Source organism: Galbibacter kalidii (assembly GCF_026241135.1).
GTDB lineage: Bacteria > Bacteroidota > Bacteroidia > Flavobacteriales > Flavobacteriaceae > Galbibacter.
The window spans coordinates 88135-107491 of the sequence record NZ_JAPFGA010000012.1; the positions used below are offsets into that span (position 1 = coordinate 88135).

General features: G+C 37.1%; 18 protein-coding genes. 10 read left to right on the forward strand and 8 right to left on the reverse strand.

Translation table 11 applies throughout. The annotated features are described in order from the left end of the window. Positions 1 to 183: 183 nt before the first annotated feature. The 6 genes from OOZ15_RS12910 to OOZ15_RS12935 all read right to left on the reverse strand — a co-directional run bounded on the left by OOZ15_RS12910 (position 184) and on the right by OOZ15_RS12935 (position 6957). Positions 184 to 747, reverse strand: coding sequence for a Crp/Fnr family transcriptional regulator (locus tag OOZ15_RS12910; protein ID WP_265956837.1), 564 nt, complete (start codon positions 745 to 747; stop codon positions 184 to 186). Positions 748 to 779: 32 nt separating this feature from the next. Next, positions 780 to 1082 carry a hypothetical protein gene (locus OOZ15_RS12915; protein WP_265956838.1) on the reverse strand — a complete coding sequence of 101 codons (303 nt, stop codon included), beginning with the start codon at positions 1080 to 1082 and terminating at the stop codon, positions 780 to 782. Positions 1083 to 1091: 9 nt separating this feature from the next. Continuing rightward, positions 1092 to 1604, reverse strand: coding sequence for a M23 family metallopeptidase (locus OOZ15_RS12920; protein WP_265956839.1), 513 nt, complete (start codon positions 1602 to 1604; stop codon positions 1092 to 1094). 75 nt (positions 1605 to 1679) lie between these two features. After that, positions 1680 to 2030, reverse strand: a complete 351-nt coding sequence (locus tag OOZ15_RS12925; RefSeq protein ID WP_265956840.1) for a HepT-like ribonuclease domain-containing protein — start codon at positions 2028 to 2030, stop codon at positions 1680 to 1682. Beyond that, positions 2023 to 2322 (reverse strand): nucleotidyltransferase family protein, encoded by a 300-nt coding sequence (locus OOZ15_RS12930; protein WP_265956841.1) that lies wholly within the window; start codon positions 2320 to 2322, stop codon positions 2023 to 2025. The genes OOZ15_RS12925 and OOZ15_RS12930 overlap by 8 nt, the downstream gene beginning before the upstream one ends. 138 nt (positions 2323 to 2460) lie before the next feature. After that, positions 2461 to 6957 carry a translocation/assembly module TamB domain-containing protein gene (locus OOZ15_RS12935; protein ID WP_265956842.1) on the reverse strand — a complete coding sequence of 1499 codons (4497 nt, stop codon included), beginning with the start codon at positions 6955 to 6957 and terminating at the stop codon, positions 2461 to 2463. A 12-nt stretch (positions 6958 to 6969) separates the two neighbouring features. Between OOZ15_RS12935 and tsaD the strand changes: the two genes are divergently transcribed. After that, positions 6970 to 8001, forward strand: a complete 1032-nt coding sequence (tsaD, locus tag OOZ15_RS12940) for a tRNA (adenosine(37)-N6)-threonylcarbamoyltransferase complex transferase subunit TsaD (protein ID WP_265956843.1) — start codon at positions 6970 to 6972, stop codon at positions 7999 to 8001. Positions 8002 to 8011: 10 nt separating this feature from the next. Continuing rightward, on the forward strand, positions 8012 to 8722 hold the full coding sequence (locus OOZ15_RS12945; RefSeq protein ID WP_265956844.1) for a 16S rRNA (uracil(1498)-N(3))-methyltransferase: 711 nt from the start codon (positions 8012 to 8014) through the stop codon (positions 8720 to 8722). A 15-nt stretch (positions 8723 to 8737) separates the two neighbouring features. On the opposite strand, the gene OOZ15_RS12950 is transcribed toward OOZ15_RS12945, so the two are convergent. After that, positions 8738 to 9154, reverse strand: a complete 417-nt coding sequence (locus tag OOZ15_RS12950; RefSeq protein ID WP_265956845.1) for a PIN domain-containing protein — start codon at positions 9152 to 9154, stop codon at positions 8738 to 8740. Then, a complete protein-coding gene (locus tag OOZ15_RS12955) occupies positions 9151 to 9405 on the reverse strand; it encodes a DUF6364 family protein (RefSeq protein ID WP_265956846.1) in 255 nt (84 codons plus the stop codon). The genes OOZ15_RS12950 and OOZ15_RS12955 overlap by 4 nt, the downstream gene beginning before the upstream one ends. Positions 9406 to 9532: 127 nt before the next feature. Between OOZ15_RS12955 and OOZ15_RS12960 the strand changes: the two genes are divergently transcribed. The 8 genes from OOZ15_RS12960 (at position 9533) to OOZ15_RS12995 (ending at position 19344) form a co-directional block, all read left to right on the forward strand. Further along, a complete protein-coding gene (locus OOZ15_RS12960) occupies positions 9533 to 9787 on the forward strand; it encodes a hypothetical protein (protein WP_265956847.1) in 255 nt (84 codons plus the stop codon). Then, positions 9787 to 10065 carry a type II toxin-antitoxin system RelE/ParE family toxin gene (locus OOZ15_RS12965; RefSeq protein ID WP_265956848.1) on the forward strand — a complete coding sequence of 93 codons (279 nt, stop codon included), beginning with the start codon at positions 9787 to 9789 and terminating at the stop codon, positions 10063 to 10065. The genes OOZ15_RS12960 and OOZ15_RS12965 overlap by 1 nt, the downstream gene beginning before the upstream one ends. Positions 10066 to 10070: 5 nt before the next feature. Then, positions 10071 to 10718 (forward strand): DUF4159 domain-containing protein, encoded by a 648-nt coding sequence (locus OOZ15_RS12970; RefSeq protein ID WP_265956849.1) that lies wholly within the window; start codon positions 10071 to 10073, stop codon positions 10716 to 10718. A gap of 187 nt (positions 10719 to 10905) precedes the next feature. After that, positions 10906 to 12009, forward strand: coding sequence for an AI-2E family transporter (locus OOZ15_RS12975; protein WP_265956850.1), 1104 nt, complete (start codon positions 10906 to 10908; stop codon positions 12007 to 12009). A gap of 70 nt (positions 12010 to 12079) precedes the next feature. Next, positions 12080 to 13198, forward strand: coding sequence for a class I SAM-dependent methyltransferase (locus OOZ15_RS12980; RefSeq protein WP_323053900.1), 1119 nt, complete (start codon positions 12080 to 12082; stop codon positions 13196 to 13198). Between the two features lie 84 nt (positions 13199 to 13282). After that, the gene (locus OOZ15_RS12985; protein ID WP_265956852.1) at positions 13283 to 14347 is read left to right on the forward strand and encodes a substrate-binding domain-containing protein; all 1065 of its coding nucleotides are present in this window, start codon (positions 13283 to 13285) and stop codon (positions 14345 to 14347) included. A gap of 316 nt (positions 14348 to 14663) precedes the next feature. Further along, positions 14664 to 17714: a SusC/RagA family TonB-linked outer membrane protein gene (locus OOZ15_RS12990; RefSeq protein ID WP_265956853.1), complete on the forward strand. Its 3051-nt coding sequence runs from the start codon at positions 14664 to 14666 to the stop codon at positions 17712 to 17714. 22 nt (positions 17715 to 17736) lie between these two features. Then, positions 17737 to 19344, forward strand: a complete 1608-nt coding sequence (locus OOZ15_RS12995; protein ID WP_265956854.1) for a RagB/SusD family nutrient uptake outer membrane protein — start codon at positions 17737 to 17739, stop codon at positions 19342 to 19344. The last annotated feature ends 13 nt before the right edge of the window (positions 19345 to 19357 follow it).

Here is a 19357-nt window from a genome sequence, read left to right on the forward strand (position 1 = left end):
CTGCATCGAAATGAGTTAAGGTTTATTCGTTTGAATACTTCGTGGGCCTGCCTCTGTCGGCAGACAGGCTTACCCCCGAGGTAGTTGATTTCTAAATAAACTTTACAGAGCAAAACTATGGTGAATCAAACAGGAAATACAGGACAATTGTCACAGATATGATGTGAGATTTATCACACTAATTCAAGGGGTAAACCGACTCAAGGTTTCCCTACTAACCCCTAAAAAAGAAGCTATCATTACTTTGGGAACGCGTTGGATAAGCATTGGATCTTGTTCCAAAAGATTGTGATATCGGTCTTGAGCTTTGCTGCTAATAAAGCAAAGTACTCTCTTTTGCAGGGCAATGTAACCTGCTGTGGTCTTAACATGGAAAAAGTGTTCCATTTTGGGGAGTTCTTGACAAAGTTTAAGTTTGCTCTCCAATGTTATGACATAAGTCGTGGTATCTTCCAAACAATCAATGGTAAACTTGGAATTGGTTCCATTGTGAAAAGCTTCTAAATCGGTAATCCACCAATTTTCCATAGCAAATTGCATAATATGTTCTTTGCCATCGGAAGTGATTCTTGCAGATTTCATCAGCCCCTTCAGAATAAAAAAATTATACTTTACCAGATCATCCTGATGCACTACAATTTGATGCTTTTTGAATGTTTTTGGTATGAAATGTGGTAAAACACGAGCAAACTCATCATCAGTAAGCTGAACAATTTCTTCTATATGTGCTCTAAGGATTTCTTTCATTAAATTTTGAAGTTGGTTTTAAAAAACCATTGTCAACCATCAGCTTCCCCTTCAATTTGTTCAAAAATATCTACAAGAATGCAGGCTTCACTTTTTGGTACAATTCCGTATTCAGATTTAATTTTTTTTAGGATTTCATCGTTTTCCAAATCAAAAAGAAACTCTGAATCAAAATCATATAAAGAGCTTTCATCCGAGACAAAGCAATCGTAAAAATCAATTCCAATGATCTTATCAAAAAAATCAACCGCAATATGTTCGTACTTTCCAATTCGGTCAGTTTCTGAAAACTCTATTTTCTTTGGCTTGGATGTTGCTTTTCTCCACTTTTTCATAGAGTTGTTTTAGTTTTCAAAATATTCAATCGGATTCAAGTAAAACATTTTTTTCCAACCTTGTTTGTCAGAGTCGATTCTCCAAAAATATGGAATCAAAGTTAAAATAGCATAGTGCAGATGAGGCGATTTTCCGACTGCGTTTCCACTTGCCCCCACAGTTCCTATGATTGTTTCATGATCGACAAGAGATAAAGTCGAGGTGTTTAATTCGTCCATATGTGCATAGTAATGCAATCTCCACTTTGGACCAAGAACCAAAGCTATATTTCCACCCACTGCTATTTTTCCCGAATATAAAGTCAATCCGGCTGTAGCAGCGTTGATTTCAGTTCCTTTTTCTGCAAAAACGTCAACTCCTTTATGGGTTACTGATTTTCCCCAAGGGAAATACCAAAACGATTTTGAATTGTAATCCGATTTAGTTGCTTTATTCACCGGCATTTTTAAATTCTGAGGAATTAAAAAACCGATAATAAGGATTACCAATAAAAAGAGTAATATATTTTTTTGTTTTTTCAATTAAGGTTTTTGGAATTTGATGCTTGTCCCGAAGCTTCGGGATGGAATTTCTATCAGTTAATGGTTATCATTTCGTCATTCATTTTCGCTTATCTGTTTTTCAATTTCCATCTTTAATTTAGGAAGATGACTTAAAATTATTGCCCAAATGTTTTCATCTGATATGCTGTCATAAGCATGAATCACTTGATTCCTGAGACCAACTATGGCTTTGGCGTCCGAAATTGAAGTTTCAAAAGTACTATCGGTTTTAAGAATTCTATTTACTGCCTCTCCAATGATTTCCAAATCCCTCTCAACAGCTCTTTTTAACATGGTGTTTTTTTGATATTCAAAAAAGTCCATTTCCTTTCCGTCGAAATAAGATTCAATTTCTGAGATAGCAAATTTAATGTCATAGAGCCATTTTAAAATCCGCTCATCCATAAATTAGCTCTTTACTTTTGTTAATAGACTTAATCAGTATAGGGTTTTTTAAGGTTTGTTCCTCTACTAAATCAATTTCCCTATTAAATATATTTTTCAAGCTCTCTTTTAAAACCATATAATTCTCGAAATATTTAGCTAAGTCAATTTTTTTGAATTTCACTAAAAAATCTATGTCGCTTTCAGGTGAGAAATCATCGTTAGTAGCAGATCCGAAAAGGTATAACTTTTCCACATTGTGAGTTTTACACAATGCCCTTATTTCATTGATATACTGATTAATTGCTATCATAATACAAAGATAGTAAAAATCCCGCCCTAAAATCAACTACCTCAAGGTAAGCCCCTCTTAGTGGGATTTAGATGATATTCGTTAGATTGATTTTTGATTAAAAGTCTTAACAATTGTTTTTTTGAAGCATGGTGTTTTTCAATCCTCTGCCTTCTTCGTCCTAAAATTCACCAAACCATTCCCCATCGAATCGTCTTCCTCTTCCACTACTTCTTCGGGCTGCTGTGTATTTTTCTTCGGATTTCCTTCAAAGATCTTTTTCATCAACTCCCTGAACGTATTAAACTCTACCTGATAGGAAAGTCCGACTCCTTGTGTGTAGCCTTGTTGCTGGGCAAAAAACTGCTGGATTTCGTTTTCCCTGTTGAATATTCTTGCCGTGAGTGAACCTTCTTCGTTCAGCAATATTTGGACTTCAACATCACCTGCTACTACCGTTTCGGTAACGCCGCCAACCGGCACTCCTACTTTTCCGTTGATCAAAATACGGTCGTTGATTTGTGTAGAAACAGTTACTCCCAAACGATCTTCTGTGGCGTAATCCAATTCCGGATTTCTTTCACCGATCTCATAAGAAACACCTACATCAAACTTACCGTCGCCGGCATTAAGCACCTGATTGAAAAGGCTGGAGGCGGTTTGTACCAGATTTCCTGTTACGGCTGTCTGACTGATGTTCAGCTCGTTTAGAAACACCCCTTGCGACAAGAGTGAAAACGTCTGTAATTCCCTTTTGGCGTTATCGTCCAACCGGTATTGTAATTCCGCATTGATCACCGCATTGGTGCTTGGGAATTTTATTTCATAATCCAAGGTGGGTTGCATCAATTGCCCTTGAAGATTGATATACACATCGGTTTCAATTTTTCGGGTGATCTGCGCATTGTCCAACAAAACGGCCGGGTTTGCGTACAGAGAATATTTAGCCGAAATATTTACATCGGCATCCAATGGGTCTCCTTCCCAGTTGATAGTCCCTCCGGGTTGTACGATAAAACGTTTATTGATAAACCCTCCGTATTTAAAGTTATAATCTCCCGTATAGGTGATAAAGTCACCATACATCCTGAATTTTCCGTTGGTATTGATCTCAATCAAAAGGTTCCCCGCTCCTGTTCCCCGCAAAGTACTACGGGTCTGAGGGTCGATAACGATCTCTATTTCCGCCTGTGGCGTAACATCCAGGTCAAATTGCATCTCTATACCTTGCACATCTGCCAACTCGCGTTGTCCGGCTCCTTCGCCCGATTCATCTTTCTCTATAAAATGAATAAAGGAAGTATCACCTATTTCGGTAACATCACTCACCGGTATAATGAAAGTAGTTCCTCTTTCTGTGCGGGCATTCACATCGATATTGATCATCTCGTTGGTGAGTCCGTATATCTGAGCATCCCCGCTTATAAATCCTGTTCCGTAGTAAAGTGCATCTTCATCCGGACCGGTATTCAGCACCAAAAAGCGATCTCCTCCCGTATCTAAATACAGATCGAGATACCAATCTTTAAAATGGTCATAGGTAATCGAACCATTCAATGTGGCATTTGTCCTGTATCGCGTATCGACAAGGGTGATGTTATCAAATTTAAAAGAGCGTCCTTCCAAATTGACATTTGCCACCTTATCAAAATCCATATCCACGTTCAGGTAAGGCACTTTCATCCCTGCATCGACCAATTGCAAGGATCCGTTCATTTCCGGGTTTTCTACAGCCCCGGTAATCTTAAACTTCCCGGATGCCAGTCCTCTCATATTGGAAATAACTTCCCCTCCCAGTGGACTAAATGGCCTCAGATTGAGGCTTTCCAAATTGGCTGTTAGATCCAGTCTTGTATCCTTTTCAGAAGAAAAAATATCTCCATAAATATTCAACGCATCCCTCGAGTTTTCATTCACAATTTTTGCGTTTACCCCAAATTGGCTAAGGTTGTCGTTTCCGATAATGGACAAGAACAAGTTCCCCAATTCAAAATCGTTAACTTTAAAATCGGAGATCTTTACATTCGAAGAGGGGGTATAATTTTTATTTCGCTGTAAAATATTGAAATAGCCGTCAACAACACCATCTAACTTAAGGCTATCAATATCGGGCATGATCTGACTCAGGGTCACTTTCTCAAACTCCAAGTCAATATCTTTATAGGTACTATCGATAAGCGTTCCCTCCAAACGGATTTGTTCTTCCTCATAATTCATAACCACTTGCCGAATGTTGATGGTGTCCAGCGTTTTGTTGAAACTCACCTTGTTATCGGTATCATTATTTTCGTTGATAATCCAATCACGACCTTTAAACCCAAGTTCAGATCGCTTTAAACCAATAATCGATTCCTGTTTGTCATTGAAGGTGTGGTAAAAATTAAGGTTGTAAATATCGTTGAACTCCTCCCCTCCTTTAAATTCCGTTCTAAAGAAAAGTGTATCGTTAATCTTGGTGTTGATCAGGTTAAAATCAGTTACATCATAAATATCAGATTCAATACTATTGACTTCCACATAGGTATTGTAAAGTGGGTTTTTATTGTCCACCTGAATCTGGATATTGTCAAAGATATTCCCATTGGCGTTGATCATTGGTGAGTTAAACTCCAATTTGAAATCTCCTTCATCTGCGGCCATACTTCCCTTGATAAAGGTATTGCTACCAAACTCAATCTCGGGAAAGAACACATCGACAATCTTGTTGTAGATCTTAAAATTGAAATCGACATATTGTCCTTCTGAAATCTCCACCGGATTGTAATTGGTATAAATACTTCCTACCGAGTTCTTCACCAAATTGCCGAGTTCTTTGATATTGAATTTTCCACTCAACTCGCCCGTAATGATATCCGGGGAATTTACTTTTATGATCCGTTCTTCACCTTGATAAACCGAACTTATCGAAAAATCCTCAAAATAATAACTGTCGTTTTGGTTGGTATAATTGGTTTTTCGGAAATAGGCCTCTCCCTCCAAATCATACATATTGTTTCCCACCATATCGGCCATGATATTTCCTTTGAAGACTGAAACGCTGTCTCGTTCCACAAAATTGAGTTTGTTCAAATCCATCCTGTTCACCGAGGCCACAAACTTAAATTCATTGGTTACTCCCGACAAATCTGCCAATCCTTTGAAGTCCACATCAAAGTTTTCATCTCTCGAAGTGACAGTCCCATCAAAAAGCTGATCTTTTAAAATTCCCGAAACATTAACACCTTTGTATTCATAACTGTTATATTCCACTGTGATTATTTTTCCGATAACTTCTGTGTTAAGCGATTCCTGATCAAAACCTTTCCCGTCCACATCCACATCGAGTGTGGTTTTTCCAAGTTGTTCATTCTCAATAAAAGTCCCGAGGTCAAAATCCTGAAGTGATAAAAATCCCTTGTAGGAGGCGTTGTCAATGTTGTCGATATTGGTAAGCGTAAGATCTGAATAGCCCTTTCCTATATCTGAACTCATATCCACCTTGGCATAAACAGATTCTTCGGTGATCCTTACACGTCCGTTTACGTTCAATTGCCCCAACCTGCTAAACGACGACGGCAAGGCATTCCCTAAAATATCGGGCAACAAACTGGTGAGCTGATAGTAGTTTGAAGAGACATTGCGAATGTTACCATCAATACTGAAATTCTTATCCTTCTCAAACATATTATTGAAAACAAAATTTCCATCAATATGTGTGTTTTCTGAAGTCATGTCCAGACTCTTCAGTTCAAGTTTGTTCAACACTCCATTGATCTGTGTCGACAATTCCACCATACGTCCCCTACCAAACTCATTAAAATAAAGGTTGACCTCGTCCAAAGCCACCGTAGACTCTACAAATTGACCTGAAAGTTTTACTTTGTTTAAAAAATCCTGGAAATCTTCAACCTGATAATTAAAACTTAGATCTCCTTTAATAAGCGATTCTTGGGTTTCAATGGACAAATTATCGAGTCGCATTTCATTTTTGTCATACGAATAATCGGTTTGTAATCGCTTTACGATCACCCCTTTTTTAGTGGTAAAGTCCAATTCATCAACCCCGATGTTCACCTTTGGTCCCACAACACTGAAATCATCTGCTTCGATATGCAAATTTTCCAAACCTAAAATAACCGGTGCCTCCTTATTCTCATCAATCAATCTATACTCACTATTTTTTACTGAGATATGTGAAGAAGTCATCAAAAAGGTTTTTTCTGGATTCTGTTCACCGCTATCGAGTTTGTCTATGAAAATATTGAAATTTGTATCAGTCTCCCCTTTATAAGTCTTCATGTTCAGCAGCAGATTGTCAACATTAATTCTACCGAACTCCAAATCGCCTTTTGCAATATTTGACAAACTCAAAATGGAAGTATTCAGCTTATCAATATAAATAAGCGTATCCTTTTTATAATCTTCTACATATACCCCATTAACATTTACATCTCCTAAAAACGGCATAAAATGAAGTCTGTCTATGGTGATATGTGTACCAAAAGTTTCATTTAAATAGTTGGTGGCCCTATTGGCCAGCGAAGTCTGAACAAAAGGCAAAGAAAGGAATATGCTTGCCATGACCAATAAAAGGAACAGGACAAGCACCGTTCTAATTAATATTTTCTTCAGTTTTTTGATAGTTCTTAATGTTTTACCTTTGCATTCAAATTCCATTCCAAAGATAGCATGAATAAGGATGATGTTTACATACTAGCTATAGAATCTTCTTGCGATGATACTTCTGCCGCTGTACTCCACAACGATAAAGTATTGAGCAATGTTGTTGCCGGCCAGGAAATTCACGAAGAATACGGCGGCGTTGTACCCGAGCTTGCGTCCAGGGCACATCAGCAAAACATTGTTCCGGTAGTACATCAAGCATTGAGTAAGGCAAATATCGATAAAAAACAATTATCTGCCATAGCTTTTACAAGAGGACCCGGATTAATGGGATCACTGTTGGTGGGTACTTCTTTTGCCAAATCCTTATCCTTGGGGTTGAACATCCCCTTGATCGAGGTGAACCACATGCAAGCACACATCCTGGCACACTTTATAAAAGAACCGGAAACCTCTATGCCGGAATTCCCCTTCCTGGCGATGACCATAAGCGGCGGACACACACAGATCGTGAAGGTAAACAGTCATTTTGATATGGAAGTGATAGGCGAAACCCTTGACGATGCCGTAGGCGAAGCCTTTGACAAATCGGCTAAAATATTGGGACTCCCCTATCCCGGCGGACCTTTGATCGATCAATATGCAAAAGAAGGGAATCCAAAAGCCTTTTCGTTTCCAAAACCGAAAGTGAAAGACCTCAATTTCAGTTTTAGCGGATTCAAAACCGCTGTTTTGTATTTTATTCAGAAGCAAACCAAGGAAAACCCGAAATTTATTGAGGAAAATTTAAATGATATCTGCGCTTCGATTCAGCATGTGATTATCGATATCCTTATTGACAAGCTAAAAAAAGCATCTAAACAAACAGGGATCAAGCAAATTGCCATAGGTGGCGGGGTTTCTGCCAATTCAGGCATCAGAAAAACCATGAAAGATTGTGAAAAACGCTTTGGATGGAAAAGCTATATCCCTAAATTTGAATACACAACAGACAATGCAGCCATGATCGGGATTGTAGGATACTACAAATTCCTTAATGACGATTTTGCTGATATAAAAACAACCGCAAAAGCGCGATTTGCTATCGATCACGCATAAACCATCGCATATGCAGCTTTTTTACGCCCCGGACATTGAGCAGCCCCCTCAACAATATGCTTTTGATAAAGAAGAAAGCAGGCATATCAGCAAAGTGTTGAGAAAAAAGGAGGGTGATACACTTTTTATTACCAATGGCAGAGGATGGCTTTTTAAAGCTGAAATTATTCAGGCTGACATAAAGCACTGCACGGTTTCTATTGTTTCTTCTGAAATGAAACCCAAGAGGGATTACCATTTGCATATGGCCGTAGCCCCGACAAAAATGAATGATCGTTATGAATGGTTTTTGGAAAAAGCTACTGAAATAGGCATTGATGAAATCACACCGATTATCTGCGACCATTCGGAAAGGAAAGTTATCAAGCCGGAACGCTACGAAAAGATCTTGCAATCTGCCATGAAGCAATCGTTGCAATGCTACCTCCCTAAACTAAATGAAGCCGTTCAGCTAAGCACTTTTCTTACGGAAAACAAGTTCGACGGACGGTTATTCATAGCGCATTGTGAGGAAGAAGAGAAAGCAAGCCTGAAAGACCGTGTTAAAGCTGCTGAAGACACTCTTATTTTAATAGGTCCTGAAGGCGATTTTTCAACCAAAGAGATCGAATTAGCACTTCAACAGGGCTTTATCCCCATTTCTTTGGGAGAAAACAGATTGCGTACTGAAACAGCAGCTATTGTGGCATGTCATAGTATTGGGTTTACTAACGAAAAGTAAATCAATTTTTAAAAATTACTTAGGGAGTTGCGCTAGAAATGTTTCAGAATTATACACCGGGATTTCAGAAAAGTGGAAGTCACCAACATCTTCAGTAACAATCATCACACATCCAGAGTTTACGGCTGAATAATATTCCAATCCGTCCTCAAAATCATTCACTGCTGGATTTTTTGATGCCAACCTTACTGCGTTTCCATCAGCTGAAGCGATTTTTAATTTTTCAGACAGCAATGCTATTTTTTGCTTGGCTTTCTTCGAACCACTTTTCTTTTCGGCAAAATAAAAAGCAATTGCAAGGCAAATAGGCGAGGTAAACACTTCATAATTTTTTGAATCAGAAAGACTCAATACCCGTGCAGCAAATGGAAACAACGGATATTGCTTGTTCAGCACAGCCACCAAAATGTTGGCATCAACAAAAACCTTCATTTACGGGAGTTTAAAAACTCGGACTTCATTTGTTTACGGGAAGGTGTTTTTTGATACTCTACTTCCCCTTCGGCAACGCTGTGAACCCAATCAGATATAGGCATATCTTCCAGGGTTTGGTATTGCTCACTGGTTATTTGTTTGAAAATAAATTCCGTAAGCCTCGAAAGACTAATGTTGTGCTCTGCGGCATACGCTTTTGCTCTTTCAATAACCTGTTTGTCGAATGACAAGGTGACTTTTGCATCCATTTTTTATTTTCTTTCAATAATACGACAAAAATATAAAATTTATACGTATAAAAATTGGCTTTGGCACAAAATCAAGAAATTTCACTTTTTTTTGGGTATCTTAGCATAGCTAAATTTTAATAAAGCTATGGACACTGCATCAAAAATAAACAAACGTATCGATAAATTACCTGAAAGTATTTTAGTCGAATTGGATAAATATTTGGATTATTTGCTGTTCAAACACGATTATTTGGAAGATGAGGATTGGGCCAACTCTCTTTCTGAAGAACAAGCAGCATATATTCAAAAAGGGGAAGATGATATAGAAAACGGAAGGGTTGTCCCACATTCAGAAGCTATAAAGAAAATGAAAGATTATCTGAATGAAAAAATTAAATAATGGAAGTCGTTTGGTCTGAAGAATCACTGCGCAATTATTACAGAACCATTGATTATTTGATTTTGGAATGGGACGTTTCAATTGCTATTCAATTCGATAAAAACCTTATTGATTTAGTAGAAAGAGTTCGGACTTTTGAAGAAATTTGTCCAAAATCCAAGCTGTTGCAGTATCACAAATGCCCAATAGACAAAAACAACTCATTAATTTACAAAATAATAAATAACACTCTTTTTATCGTAACCATTATTGACAATAGAAGCAATCATTCCTACTGAATATTATGACACGTTCCCAATTTACATCTTACGCCTTATTTCTTTTTTCAGCCTTCTCTTTTTCACAGGAAATTGCCCTACTAAAATACAATGGCGGCGGGGACTGGTATGCCAATCCTACTGCGCTTCCCAATCTTATCGAGTTTTGCAATAAAAACATCCATACCACCTTAAAAGACAAACCGGAGACCGTGGAAACCGGCAGTTCTGATATTTTTCAATATCCGTTTATCCACATGACCGGACACGGAAATGTGTTTTTTTCTGAAACTGAAGCTGAAAACTTACGCAATTATTTGCTGTCCGGTGGTTTTCTACATGTCGATGACAACTACGGAATGGCTCCTTTTTTCAAAAAAGAAATCGCCAAGGTATTTCCGGACAAAACACTTATGGAAGTTCCCGTAAACCATCCTATTTTTAACCAAACCTATAAGTTCCCAAACGGCATCCCAAAAATACACGAGCACGACGGGGAACCACCTCAGGCCTTAGGGATATTTGACAACAACCGCTTGATCTTGCTTTTTACCTATGAAACTGATTTGGGAGATGGATGGGAAGACCCCGAAGTACACAAGGATCCCGAAGATGTGCGACAAATAGCTTTGCAAATGGGCGCCAATATTATTCAATACGCTTTTGAAAACTGATCAGTACATCTTTATGAATTAACTAATTATTATAATTCGTAGATTTTAGACGCATTTTCTTTAATTTTATCTCATTAAATGGATTTAAACCTTTGATGTTCTGCATTAAAATAAGCCAAGGTAATTTCACTTAATATTTTTATAGGCCTGCCCTGAGGTAGCCTATTTAACTAACTATACCAAAAAAATGAATTCAAAAACAATCTCGAAAGGTATCCTTAGAGCCATCGCTATTCTTGTAGGTATTGCGCTATTATTATATTTCCTGTATAAAATTCAAGCGGTGATCGCTTATATCATTATCGCAGTTGTTATTTCCCTTATCGGAAGGCCGTTGGTACGTTTCCTTAGAATACGCTGTAAATTCAATGACAACATAGCAGTTTTAACCACCATGACGCTGATGGTTGCCTTTTTGGCAGGGCTTATAAGCCTTTTTATTCCGTTGATAGTCGAACAAGGGAGAAATCTTTCCCTACTGGACATTGAAGATCTCAAAGGAAATTTGCAACATTTATATATTCAAATGGCGGATTATTTCAACCTCCATCAATTTAATTTTGAAAAATCCCTTCAAGAATCCATCACAAAATCTAAATTTATTTCAAACATCGACCTTTCTGCCATTCCCAACCTGTTTAACTTCATTCTTGGCGGTATTGGTTCGTTTAGCGTTGCCTTGTTCAGTATTATTTTCATTTTGTTCTTTTTTTTGAAGGATAGCCGACTATTTCAAAACGGATTACTCACTTTTGTACCGGATGACCAAGAAAAACATGTAATAAATTCTATGGAATCCATAAAAAATTTACTGTCAAGATATTTTATTGGATTATTGCTTCAAATCACGGTTTTGTTTGTTATCTATACCATTGTTTTATTGATTTTCGGGATCAAAAATGCCATTGTAATCGCTTTCTTATGTGCCCTCTTAAACCTAGTTCCCTATGTCGGTCCGTTGATCGGAGGAATACTGATGGTTTCGCTTGCCATGACGAGTAATTTAGGAGCCGATTTCAGTACGGTTATTCTTCCAAAAGCCATCTATGTTTTGATTGGATTTGTCATCGGACAACTGGTTGATAATTTCATCAGTCAGCCCTTTATTTTTTCCAGTAGTGTAAAGTCACATCCACTCGAAATATTTTTAGTCATCATCATTTCAGGAATTGTTTTTGGTGTAACCGGGATGATACTCGCCGTACCTGTTTATACGGCCATAAAGGTAATTTTAAGGGAATTTTTATCAGAAAATACTATTGTAAAAAAGTTTACGAAAAACTTAAAATAATACTTTGAATAAAAATATTTTATATACTGGTGTACAAGATTTTATATCAAAAAATTTAACTACTGACATCTTGTCATTTTTGTTAAAAAACCCACATTTCAAAGATGTAACGACTAAAGAGATCGCCGAACAGATAGAATCTAAGAAAAAAGCAGAAAAGAAACTTCCTACTTGGTTTAAAACTGATCTTATCTACTATCCCAACAAACTCAATTTGGAGCAAACTTCTTCAGAAGAGACTGCACGATATAAAGCTCGTTTGGTAAGCGGAAAAACCCTTCTTGACCTTACCGGGGGATTTGGGGTTGACAGTTATTTTTTTGCGGAACATTTTGATGAAGTTTTTCACTGTGAAATCAATAAAGAATTGTCAGAAATCGCCGGTTACAATTTTAAAATTTTAGGAAAAAGCAACATTCATTCCATCCCTGAAAACGGACTCGATTTCCTTACCGGAAGCAAACGCACTTTTGATTGTATTTTTATCGATCCTTCCCGAAGGGATTTGGTGAAAAATAAGGTGTTTTTACTACAGGATTGTTTGCCGGACATGACCAAAATCCTTCCTCAACTATTTGAGAAGAGTGATAGGGTTATGGTGAAAACCTCCCCCCTTTTGGATATCACCAAGGGTATTGAAGAGCTGGACAAGGTAAAAGAAATTCATGTTGTCGCTGTAAACAACGAGGTGAAAGAACTGCTATGGCTATTGGATAACAGGCAAGAAACGGACGATATCTCTGTTAAGACCATCAACATAAAGAAACAAGGAAATGACTATTTCAGTTTTAAACTATCCAATGAGGCTGCTTCTCCCCTTAAATTAACTTTACCTAGTAAATATCTATACGAACCCAACGCGGCTATTTTAAAAAGTGGAGGTTTTAATACAATAGCAAAAAAGTTATCGCTAAATAAGCTGCACCCCAATACTCATCTTTATACCAGCGATAAAGCCATTGACTTCCCCGGCAGAAGCTTTATTATAAAAGAAGTTTTGTCATACAATAAGAAAGCTTTAAAGAAAGTTTTACCAAACAATAAAGCCCATATTACAACAAGGAATTTTCCGGAAAGTGTAGCTCAAATACGCAAAAAAACCAAGATTCAAGATGGTGGAGATATTTATTTATTCTTCTGCACCAACTTTAACAATGAAAAGATTGTACTCTTGACCAAAAAACTATAGAAACCAAAGCTAAGAATTAGTGTTAACGAACCTCATTCATTTAATTTTATTAATTTAGTCGCTGAACTAAGAAAGAACAGAAGCTTGACAATAAAAGAAATAGCCAAATTAGCCAACGTATCACTGGGAACTGTAGACAGAGTAATCCATAAACGTGGCAAGGTTTCCAAAAAGACCGAAGAAAAAGTATCAGCAATAATCAAGAAAGTAAATTACCAGCCTAATATTTATGCACGTGGATTGGTACTAAACAAATCGTATGATATTATTGCGCTTGTCCCTTCTTTTGTTGAAGGTGAATATTGGGAGATGCCGTCTAAGGGAATAAAAATGGCTGAAAAGAATTTGAGTAAATTTGGAATAAAACTAGAGATTTTATATTTCGACCAAAACTCTGTACCTTCTTTTATAGAAAAGGCTGACGAGCTTATAAAACTCAAACCCGATGGTGTTATCCTCGCCCCGGTAATCAACTTCGAAGCTGCAAAACTCACCAAAAAACTAGAAAAAGCCAACATCCCTTTTAGCCTTATAGACTCTAATATACCAAATAGCAATGCATTGAGTTTTATCGGCCAGGACGCATTCCAAAGTGGAAAATTAGCCGCTAAATTGATGTGTTCAGAAATAAAAGCACAAGGAACCATATCTATCATTACTATTAAAAATAATGAAAATCACAACAAAACACTCCAGCAACGAATTGAAGGCTTTAAAGATTACATTTACAACAGTGATTTTATTGCAGACATCTCATTAACAGAAAACAACATTCATTTAGGAAGTGCAAATTGGGAAGAATGTTTAACACAGGCATGTAATCCTGACAATGACACTGTCGGTATTTTTGTCCCAAGTTCTATGATCCACTATGTTGCAAAATGTATTGAGTCTAATGTAGACACCATGGGCAATATAAAATTGATAGGGAACGATTTAATTGCCAACAATGTAAAATACCTCAAAAAAGGGATTATCAATTATTTAATAGGTCAAAGACCTGAAAATCAAGGATATCTAGCATTAGAAAGTTTCTACAAGCACTTGGTGCTCGAGAAACAGGTGCCTTCAGAAAAATACCTGCCGTTGGATATTATTACCCAAGAAAACTTAATGTATTATAATGATGATGATGTGGTTTCTATGTAGGTAATCAACACTCTTCTATTTCCTTCCTTGCAATACATTCATATTAATCAATTATACTTACAAAATAATGATTAAATGTCAAAACAACACCTAATTTTTTACGTATATAAAAATGATATACGTACCTTATTTTTAATAGTTAAAATTACTTTTTTATAAAAAAAATGTTAACTTGGGCGAAAAATAGGCAACTATATCAATAAAAATTAAACTAAACACTAACAAAAAAATTGCAAAATGAACATTTATGATTAAGAATGTGTACGTACACATTAAAAACTAACAAAACACTACTAACTTAAAAACTTTTTAAATTATGAAACACTTTAAACAAACTGCATTTTATGGTTTTGCTATCGAGCACTACCGAAAAAATGTGTTTTTGCTGTTTTTTATCTTCTGCACAGGAATTACAAATTTCTCACATGCTAAAGGTTTTCAACAGTCACAAGAATGGAACGTAACCGGAACTGTTCTAGATGCTGAAGGATTGCCACTCCCAGGAGCTACTGTTCTGGAAAAAGGCCTACAAAATGGAACCCAAACCGACTTTGACGGTAACTTTGAATTAACAGTCTCCAACCCAAATGCTACGCTGGTAATATCATTTGTTGGTTTCTCTACTGAGGAAGTCCCTATTGCCGGACAAAATAGCATTCAAATTACTCTGAAAACCAGAGCTGCAGCATTAGATGAAGTTGTTGTAATAGGGTACGGAACTCAAAAGAAAACCGATGTTACAGGAGCTATTTCTTCTATTTCCGGTGATGATATTAACTCTACAAAAGAAGGTAATGCTTTTAATGCCATGGCAGGTAAAGTTGCCGGACTGGATGTAGGGGTAACAAGTGCTTCTCCAGGGACTTCACCCAGCTTACTAATTAGAGGAAGAAGCTCTCTTAATTTTTCAAACGAACCCTTAATTGTTGTAGATGGTATCCCTATGGAAGGAAGTTTAAATGATATAAACTCTGCCGATATTGCTTCTGTAGAAGTTTTAAAAGACGCTTCTTCAACAGCTATTTATGGTGCTAGAGGAGCTAATGGGGTTATTTTAATTACAACTAAAAGAGGAAAAGTAGGAAAAACTAAATTTACTTTTGATACTTATTATGGTTTTGCTGACATCTCTGAGAATTACGATCTCCTTGATGCCGATGGTTATGTAAACATAAGACGTGAAGCACGAAGAGCGGGAATGGAAGAAGAACAAGGTCTTATTCCCGGCACATTACCATTACCTTCTATCGAAAGTTCGCTGGAGCCACTACAATTAGCAGCCTATCAAGATGGGGTAAATACCGATTTTTTAGATTTGGGAACACGTTCCGGACAACAAATCAATTATCAATTAGGGGTTTCAGGAGGTTCAGAAAAAATAAGATATAATCTTTCCCTTAGTTATTTTGATCAAGAAGGGGTTTATAATTTAGCTGATTATGAAAGATATACGTTTAGAGCAAACCTCGATATTAATGCATCCGATAAACTAAAGATCGGACTGTCGCAACAAGCCAATTTTTCAAAACGAAACAATTACAACGATTTACAGGATCTAATGAGGTACTCGCCTTTGGCTACCCCTTTTGATGAAAACGGAGTTGCTACACTTGATCCTCTTGCAGATGGATTGAATTGGAACCCATTAAGTAATGAAACTCCGGGGAATTATATCGACGAAACTATAAACTACCGATATTTTGCTAACATTTTTGCGAGTTATCAAATCTTAGATGGTTTGAAGTATACGCTTAATGTTCAACCACAATTTGAATCTGTTACTGATAATGATTTTCGTGCCTCCTTATCCAGTAGCCGCACCGGAGGCTTATCGCAAGCATCAAAAGAAACAAGGGTTAACACAGCATATACCATAGAAAACATCTTGAATTATTCCAAGATATTTGGACAAGACCATTCAGTTGATGCTACTTTTCTTTATAGTTTTCAGGAAACAAAAAGAGATCGTTTATATCTTCAAGCATCAGGACTTGCAAACGATAGCCAGACATTTAATAATTTAAGTGATGCTTCTCAGGTAGATAATCGTGATAGTTCTTTGGAAACTGAAGGTTGGGTATCTTATATGGGACGTGTTAATTATGGATTCAAAAATAAATACCTCCTGACACTTACCGGACGTTATGACGGTTCTTCAAAACTATCAAAAGGAAAAAAATGGGGGTTTTTCCCTTCTGCATCTATTGCATGGAGAATTATCCAAGAAGATTTTCTTCAAGATCAAACCGTCTTAAGCGATCTTAAGTTAAGAACAGGTTACGGTCAGGTGGGTAGAAATCCTATTGATCCCTACTCAACATTTGGAAGTATTAAAAGACTTGAGAATTCTTTTGGGGGAAATCCTGCTTATGGTTTTCAACCAGAAGAGATCGCCAACCCCGATCTCAAATGGGAAACCACCACTACTTTTGATATTGGCTTAGATTATGCCTTTGCCAAAAACAGAATATCTGGAAGTATCGATTATTACACCGGAAAAACAACCGATTTATTATTAAATAGGGTTTTACCTTCTACCTCAGGCTTTTCTTCCATCCTTCAAAATGTTGGAGAAACTAAAAACTCCGGAGTAGAGCTAGTATTAAGCACTATAAATATTGAATCAGATAAATTTAAATGGACTACCGATTTTAATTTTTCAACTAATAAAAGTGAAATTGTAAAGCTTTTAGATAGCGAAACCGATGATGTTGGAAATGGTTGGTTTATTGGTGAACAACTTAGTGTATACTACGACCGTGTTTTTAATGGTATTTGGCAACTCGACGAAAATGATGCTGCCAGCAGCTTCGGAAGAAGACCGGGAGACATTAAACTAGCGGATCTTAATAACGATGGAGAATTAAATGATGACGACAGAAAAATTCTTGGTCAGTTAGACCCTAAATGGATTGGTGGTTTTACCAGTAAAATGGAATATTCAGGCTTCGATTTTTTAGTAACATTATATACGCGTCAAGGAAATATTACTCGCTCTGAAGCATTAGATAATATCACCATTTTTGGAAGGTACAACGATCTAGACCTGAATTATTGGTCACCTGAGAATCCAAACAATAAATATCCACGTCCCAATACCAATAGGGAAAGGCCTTTGGACAATGGTGTTTTAGGTTATGTAGATGGTTCTTTTGTAAGAGTTCGTAACATCACCTTGGGCTATACCTTAAATCAAGAGGTAAGCAAAATTTTAGGCATGGAGAGTTTAAGGTTTTATGCATCTGCACAAAACCCACTCATATTTACAAAAACCGATTTAAAAGGTTTTGATCCTGAACTTGGTAGCGGCGATGATTTTATTGCATCGCCAAGAACCATTTTATTTGGTCTAAATGCGGCCTTTTAGTCAAACCTTAAAGCAAATAATCATGAAAAAAAATATAATATACATATTCGCAATATTGTCACTCATTTCTTGTAGTGATATTTTAGAGGAAGAACTTACCGGAGACTTAACAGGTGACGGGGTTTTTATAGATGAAGAAGGAATAGATTTTGCCTTAAATGGGGCTTATGCTTCGCTTGGGCTCTTTATTGGGAATAGCCCCGACGGAAGAGACGACACTAATAGAGAAACTGGGTGGACACTTATTGCCTATGGAACAGACACATACACAAACGGTTCCGATGGAGGATTTAAATACTTCAACACCTATGATTCTGACCTAAATGCCAGCTCTAGGGTTGTAAGGGAATCCTGGGATGAATTTTACAAAGGTATCAACGCTGCCAATACCGTAATTGGCAGATCCCCGGACGCTATTGTCAATAATCCGGAAAAATTAACCAGAGTAACTGCAGAGGCACGGTTTTTAAGAGCTTATTTCTATTATTGGCTTGTAAGAATTTGGGGACCGGTACACTATACCGACGAAGAAACCAAAACTGCCGAAACTGAAGCACATAGAATGGCATTGGATGAATTGTACCCTAAAATAATTGAAGACCTCAAATTTGCCGAGGAAAATTTACCAGGAGTACAAAACGATTTTGGAAGAGCAACTTCTTGGGCTGCAAAATCTACATTAGCCGACTTGTACCTTACACGTAAAAACTATGATCAAGCAGCTACTTATGCTGAGGATATAATAAATAACGGGCCTTTCTCTTTAGTGAATTCTTTTTCAGAGTTATGGGAACTCGATAATGAAGAAAGCAGTGAAGTCATTTGGTCAACCCAATTTGCCGATGAACTTGAATATGACAACGGTGGAAACCCTGCACACTTATTCTTTTTGATGGAATATGATAAATTACCGGGAATGAAAAGGGATGTTGTTAATGGTAGACCGTGGAAAAGGTTCAGACCTACAAATTATTTATTAGACTTATACGATATGGAAGACCAAAGGTATGATGCAACCTTTGTCACAGTTTATTATGCCAACAATCCCGATTCCGCTCCTTCTGGGGTAGCGGTAGGAGACACTGCTGTGTACTTACCTCGCGTTCCTTTATCACAAGCAGAAAAAGACACAAAACCATATGGTGAAAGCATCTATAATCAAGATGAGTATACTGAAAAAACATATCCGTCAAGCAAAAAGTGGATTCAACCAAACAGAGCATCAGCCAATGAAGTGTCTGGAGGAAGAGACTTTATAGCATACCGCTTAGCTGAAATTTATTTAATAGCCGCTGAAGCTCATGCGTTAAAATCGTCTCCAGACCAAACCAAAGCTTTATTCTACCTTAACGAAGTTAGAAAAAGAGCCTATGGTGTAGATGATGATTCCGCCCTCCCTCCCATCACTGCTGTAGATATTGATATCATACTAGAAGAAAGGGCAAAGGAATTAGCTCAGGAAGGAAAAAGATGGTTTGATCTTGTACGCACCGGTAAATTAGTAGAACGTGTAAAAATGCACAATCCGCAAGCAGCTTCTTTTATTCAAGATTATCACAGTTTACGTCCTATACCATTGACGCAAATTGATAGAACATCAAACGATTTCCCCCAAAACCCAGGATATTAACACCTAATCCCAA

Bases quoted from the DNA above. Each gene is read 5' to 3' on its own strand.
- OOZ15_RS12975 (WP_265956850.1), top strand. From the start codon at position 10,906: ATGAATTCAAAAACAATCTCGAAAGGTATCCTTAGAGCCATCGCTATT.
- OOZ15_RS12965 (WP_265956848.1), top strand. From the start codon at position 9,787: ATGGAAGTCGTTTGGTCTGAAGAATCACTGCGCAATTATTACAGAACC.
- OOZ15_RS12970 (WP_265956849.1), top strand. From the start codon at position 10,071: ATGACACGTTCCCAATTTACATCTTACGCCTTATTTCTTTTTTCAGCC.
- OOZ15_RS12990 (WP_265956853.1), top strand. From the start codon at position 14,664: ATGAAACACTTTAAACAAACTGCATTTTATGGTTTTGCTATCGAGCAC.
- OOZ15_RS12925 (WP_265956840.1), bottom strand. From the start codon at position 2,030: ATGGATGAGCGGATTTTAAAATGGCTCTATGACATTAAATTTGCTATC.
- OOZ15_RS12955 (WP_265956846.1), bottom strand. From the start codon at position 9,405: ATGGATGCAAAAGTCACCTTGTCATTCGACAAACAGGTTATTGAAAGA.
- OOZ15_RS12950 (WP_265956845.1), bottom strand. From the start codon at position 9,154: ATGAAGGTTTTTGTTGATGCCAACATTTTGGTGGCTGTGCTGAACAAG.
- OOZ15_RS12995 (WP_265956854.1), top strand. From the start codon at position 17,737: ATGAAAAAAAATATAATATACATATTCGCAATATTGTCACTCATTTCT.
- OOZ15_RS12930 (WP_265956841.1), bottom strand. From the start codon at position 2,322: ATGATAGCAATTAATCAGTATATCAATGAAATAAGGGCATTGTGTAAA.
- OOZ15_RS12960 (WP_265956847.1), top strand. From the start codon at position 9,533: ATGGACACTGCATCAAAAATAAACAAACGTATCGATAAATTACCTGAA.
- OOZ15_RS12915 (WP_265956838.1), bottom strand. From the start codon at position 1,082: ATGAAAAAGTGGAGAAAAGCAACATCCAAGCCAAAGAAAATAGAGTTT.
- OOZ15_RS12935 (WP_265956842.1), bottom strand. From the start codon at position 6,957: ATGGAATTTGAATGCAAAGGTAAAACATTAAGAACTATCAAAAAACTG.
- OOZ15_RS12910 (WP_265956837.1), bottom strand. From the start codon at position 747: ATGAAAGAAATCCTTAGAGCACATATAGAAGAAATTGTTCAGCTTACT.
- OOZ15_RS12945 (WP_265956844.1), top strand. From the start codon at position 8,012: ATGCAGCTTTTTTACGCCCCGGACATTGAGCAGCCCCCTCAACAATAT.
- tsaD (WP_265956843.1), top strand. From the start codon at position 6,970: ATGAATAAGGATGATGTTTACATACTAGCTATAGAATCTTCTTGCGAT.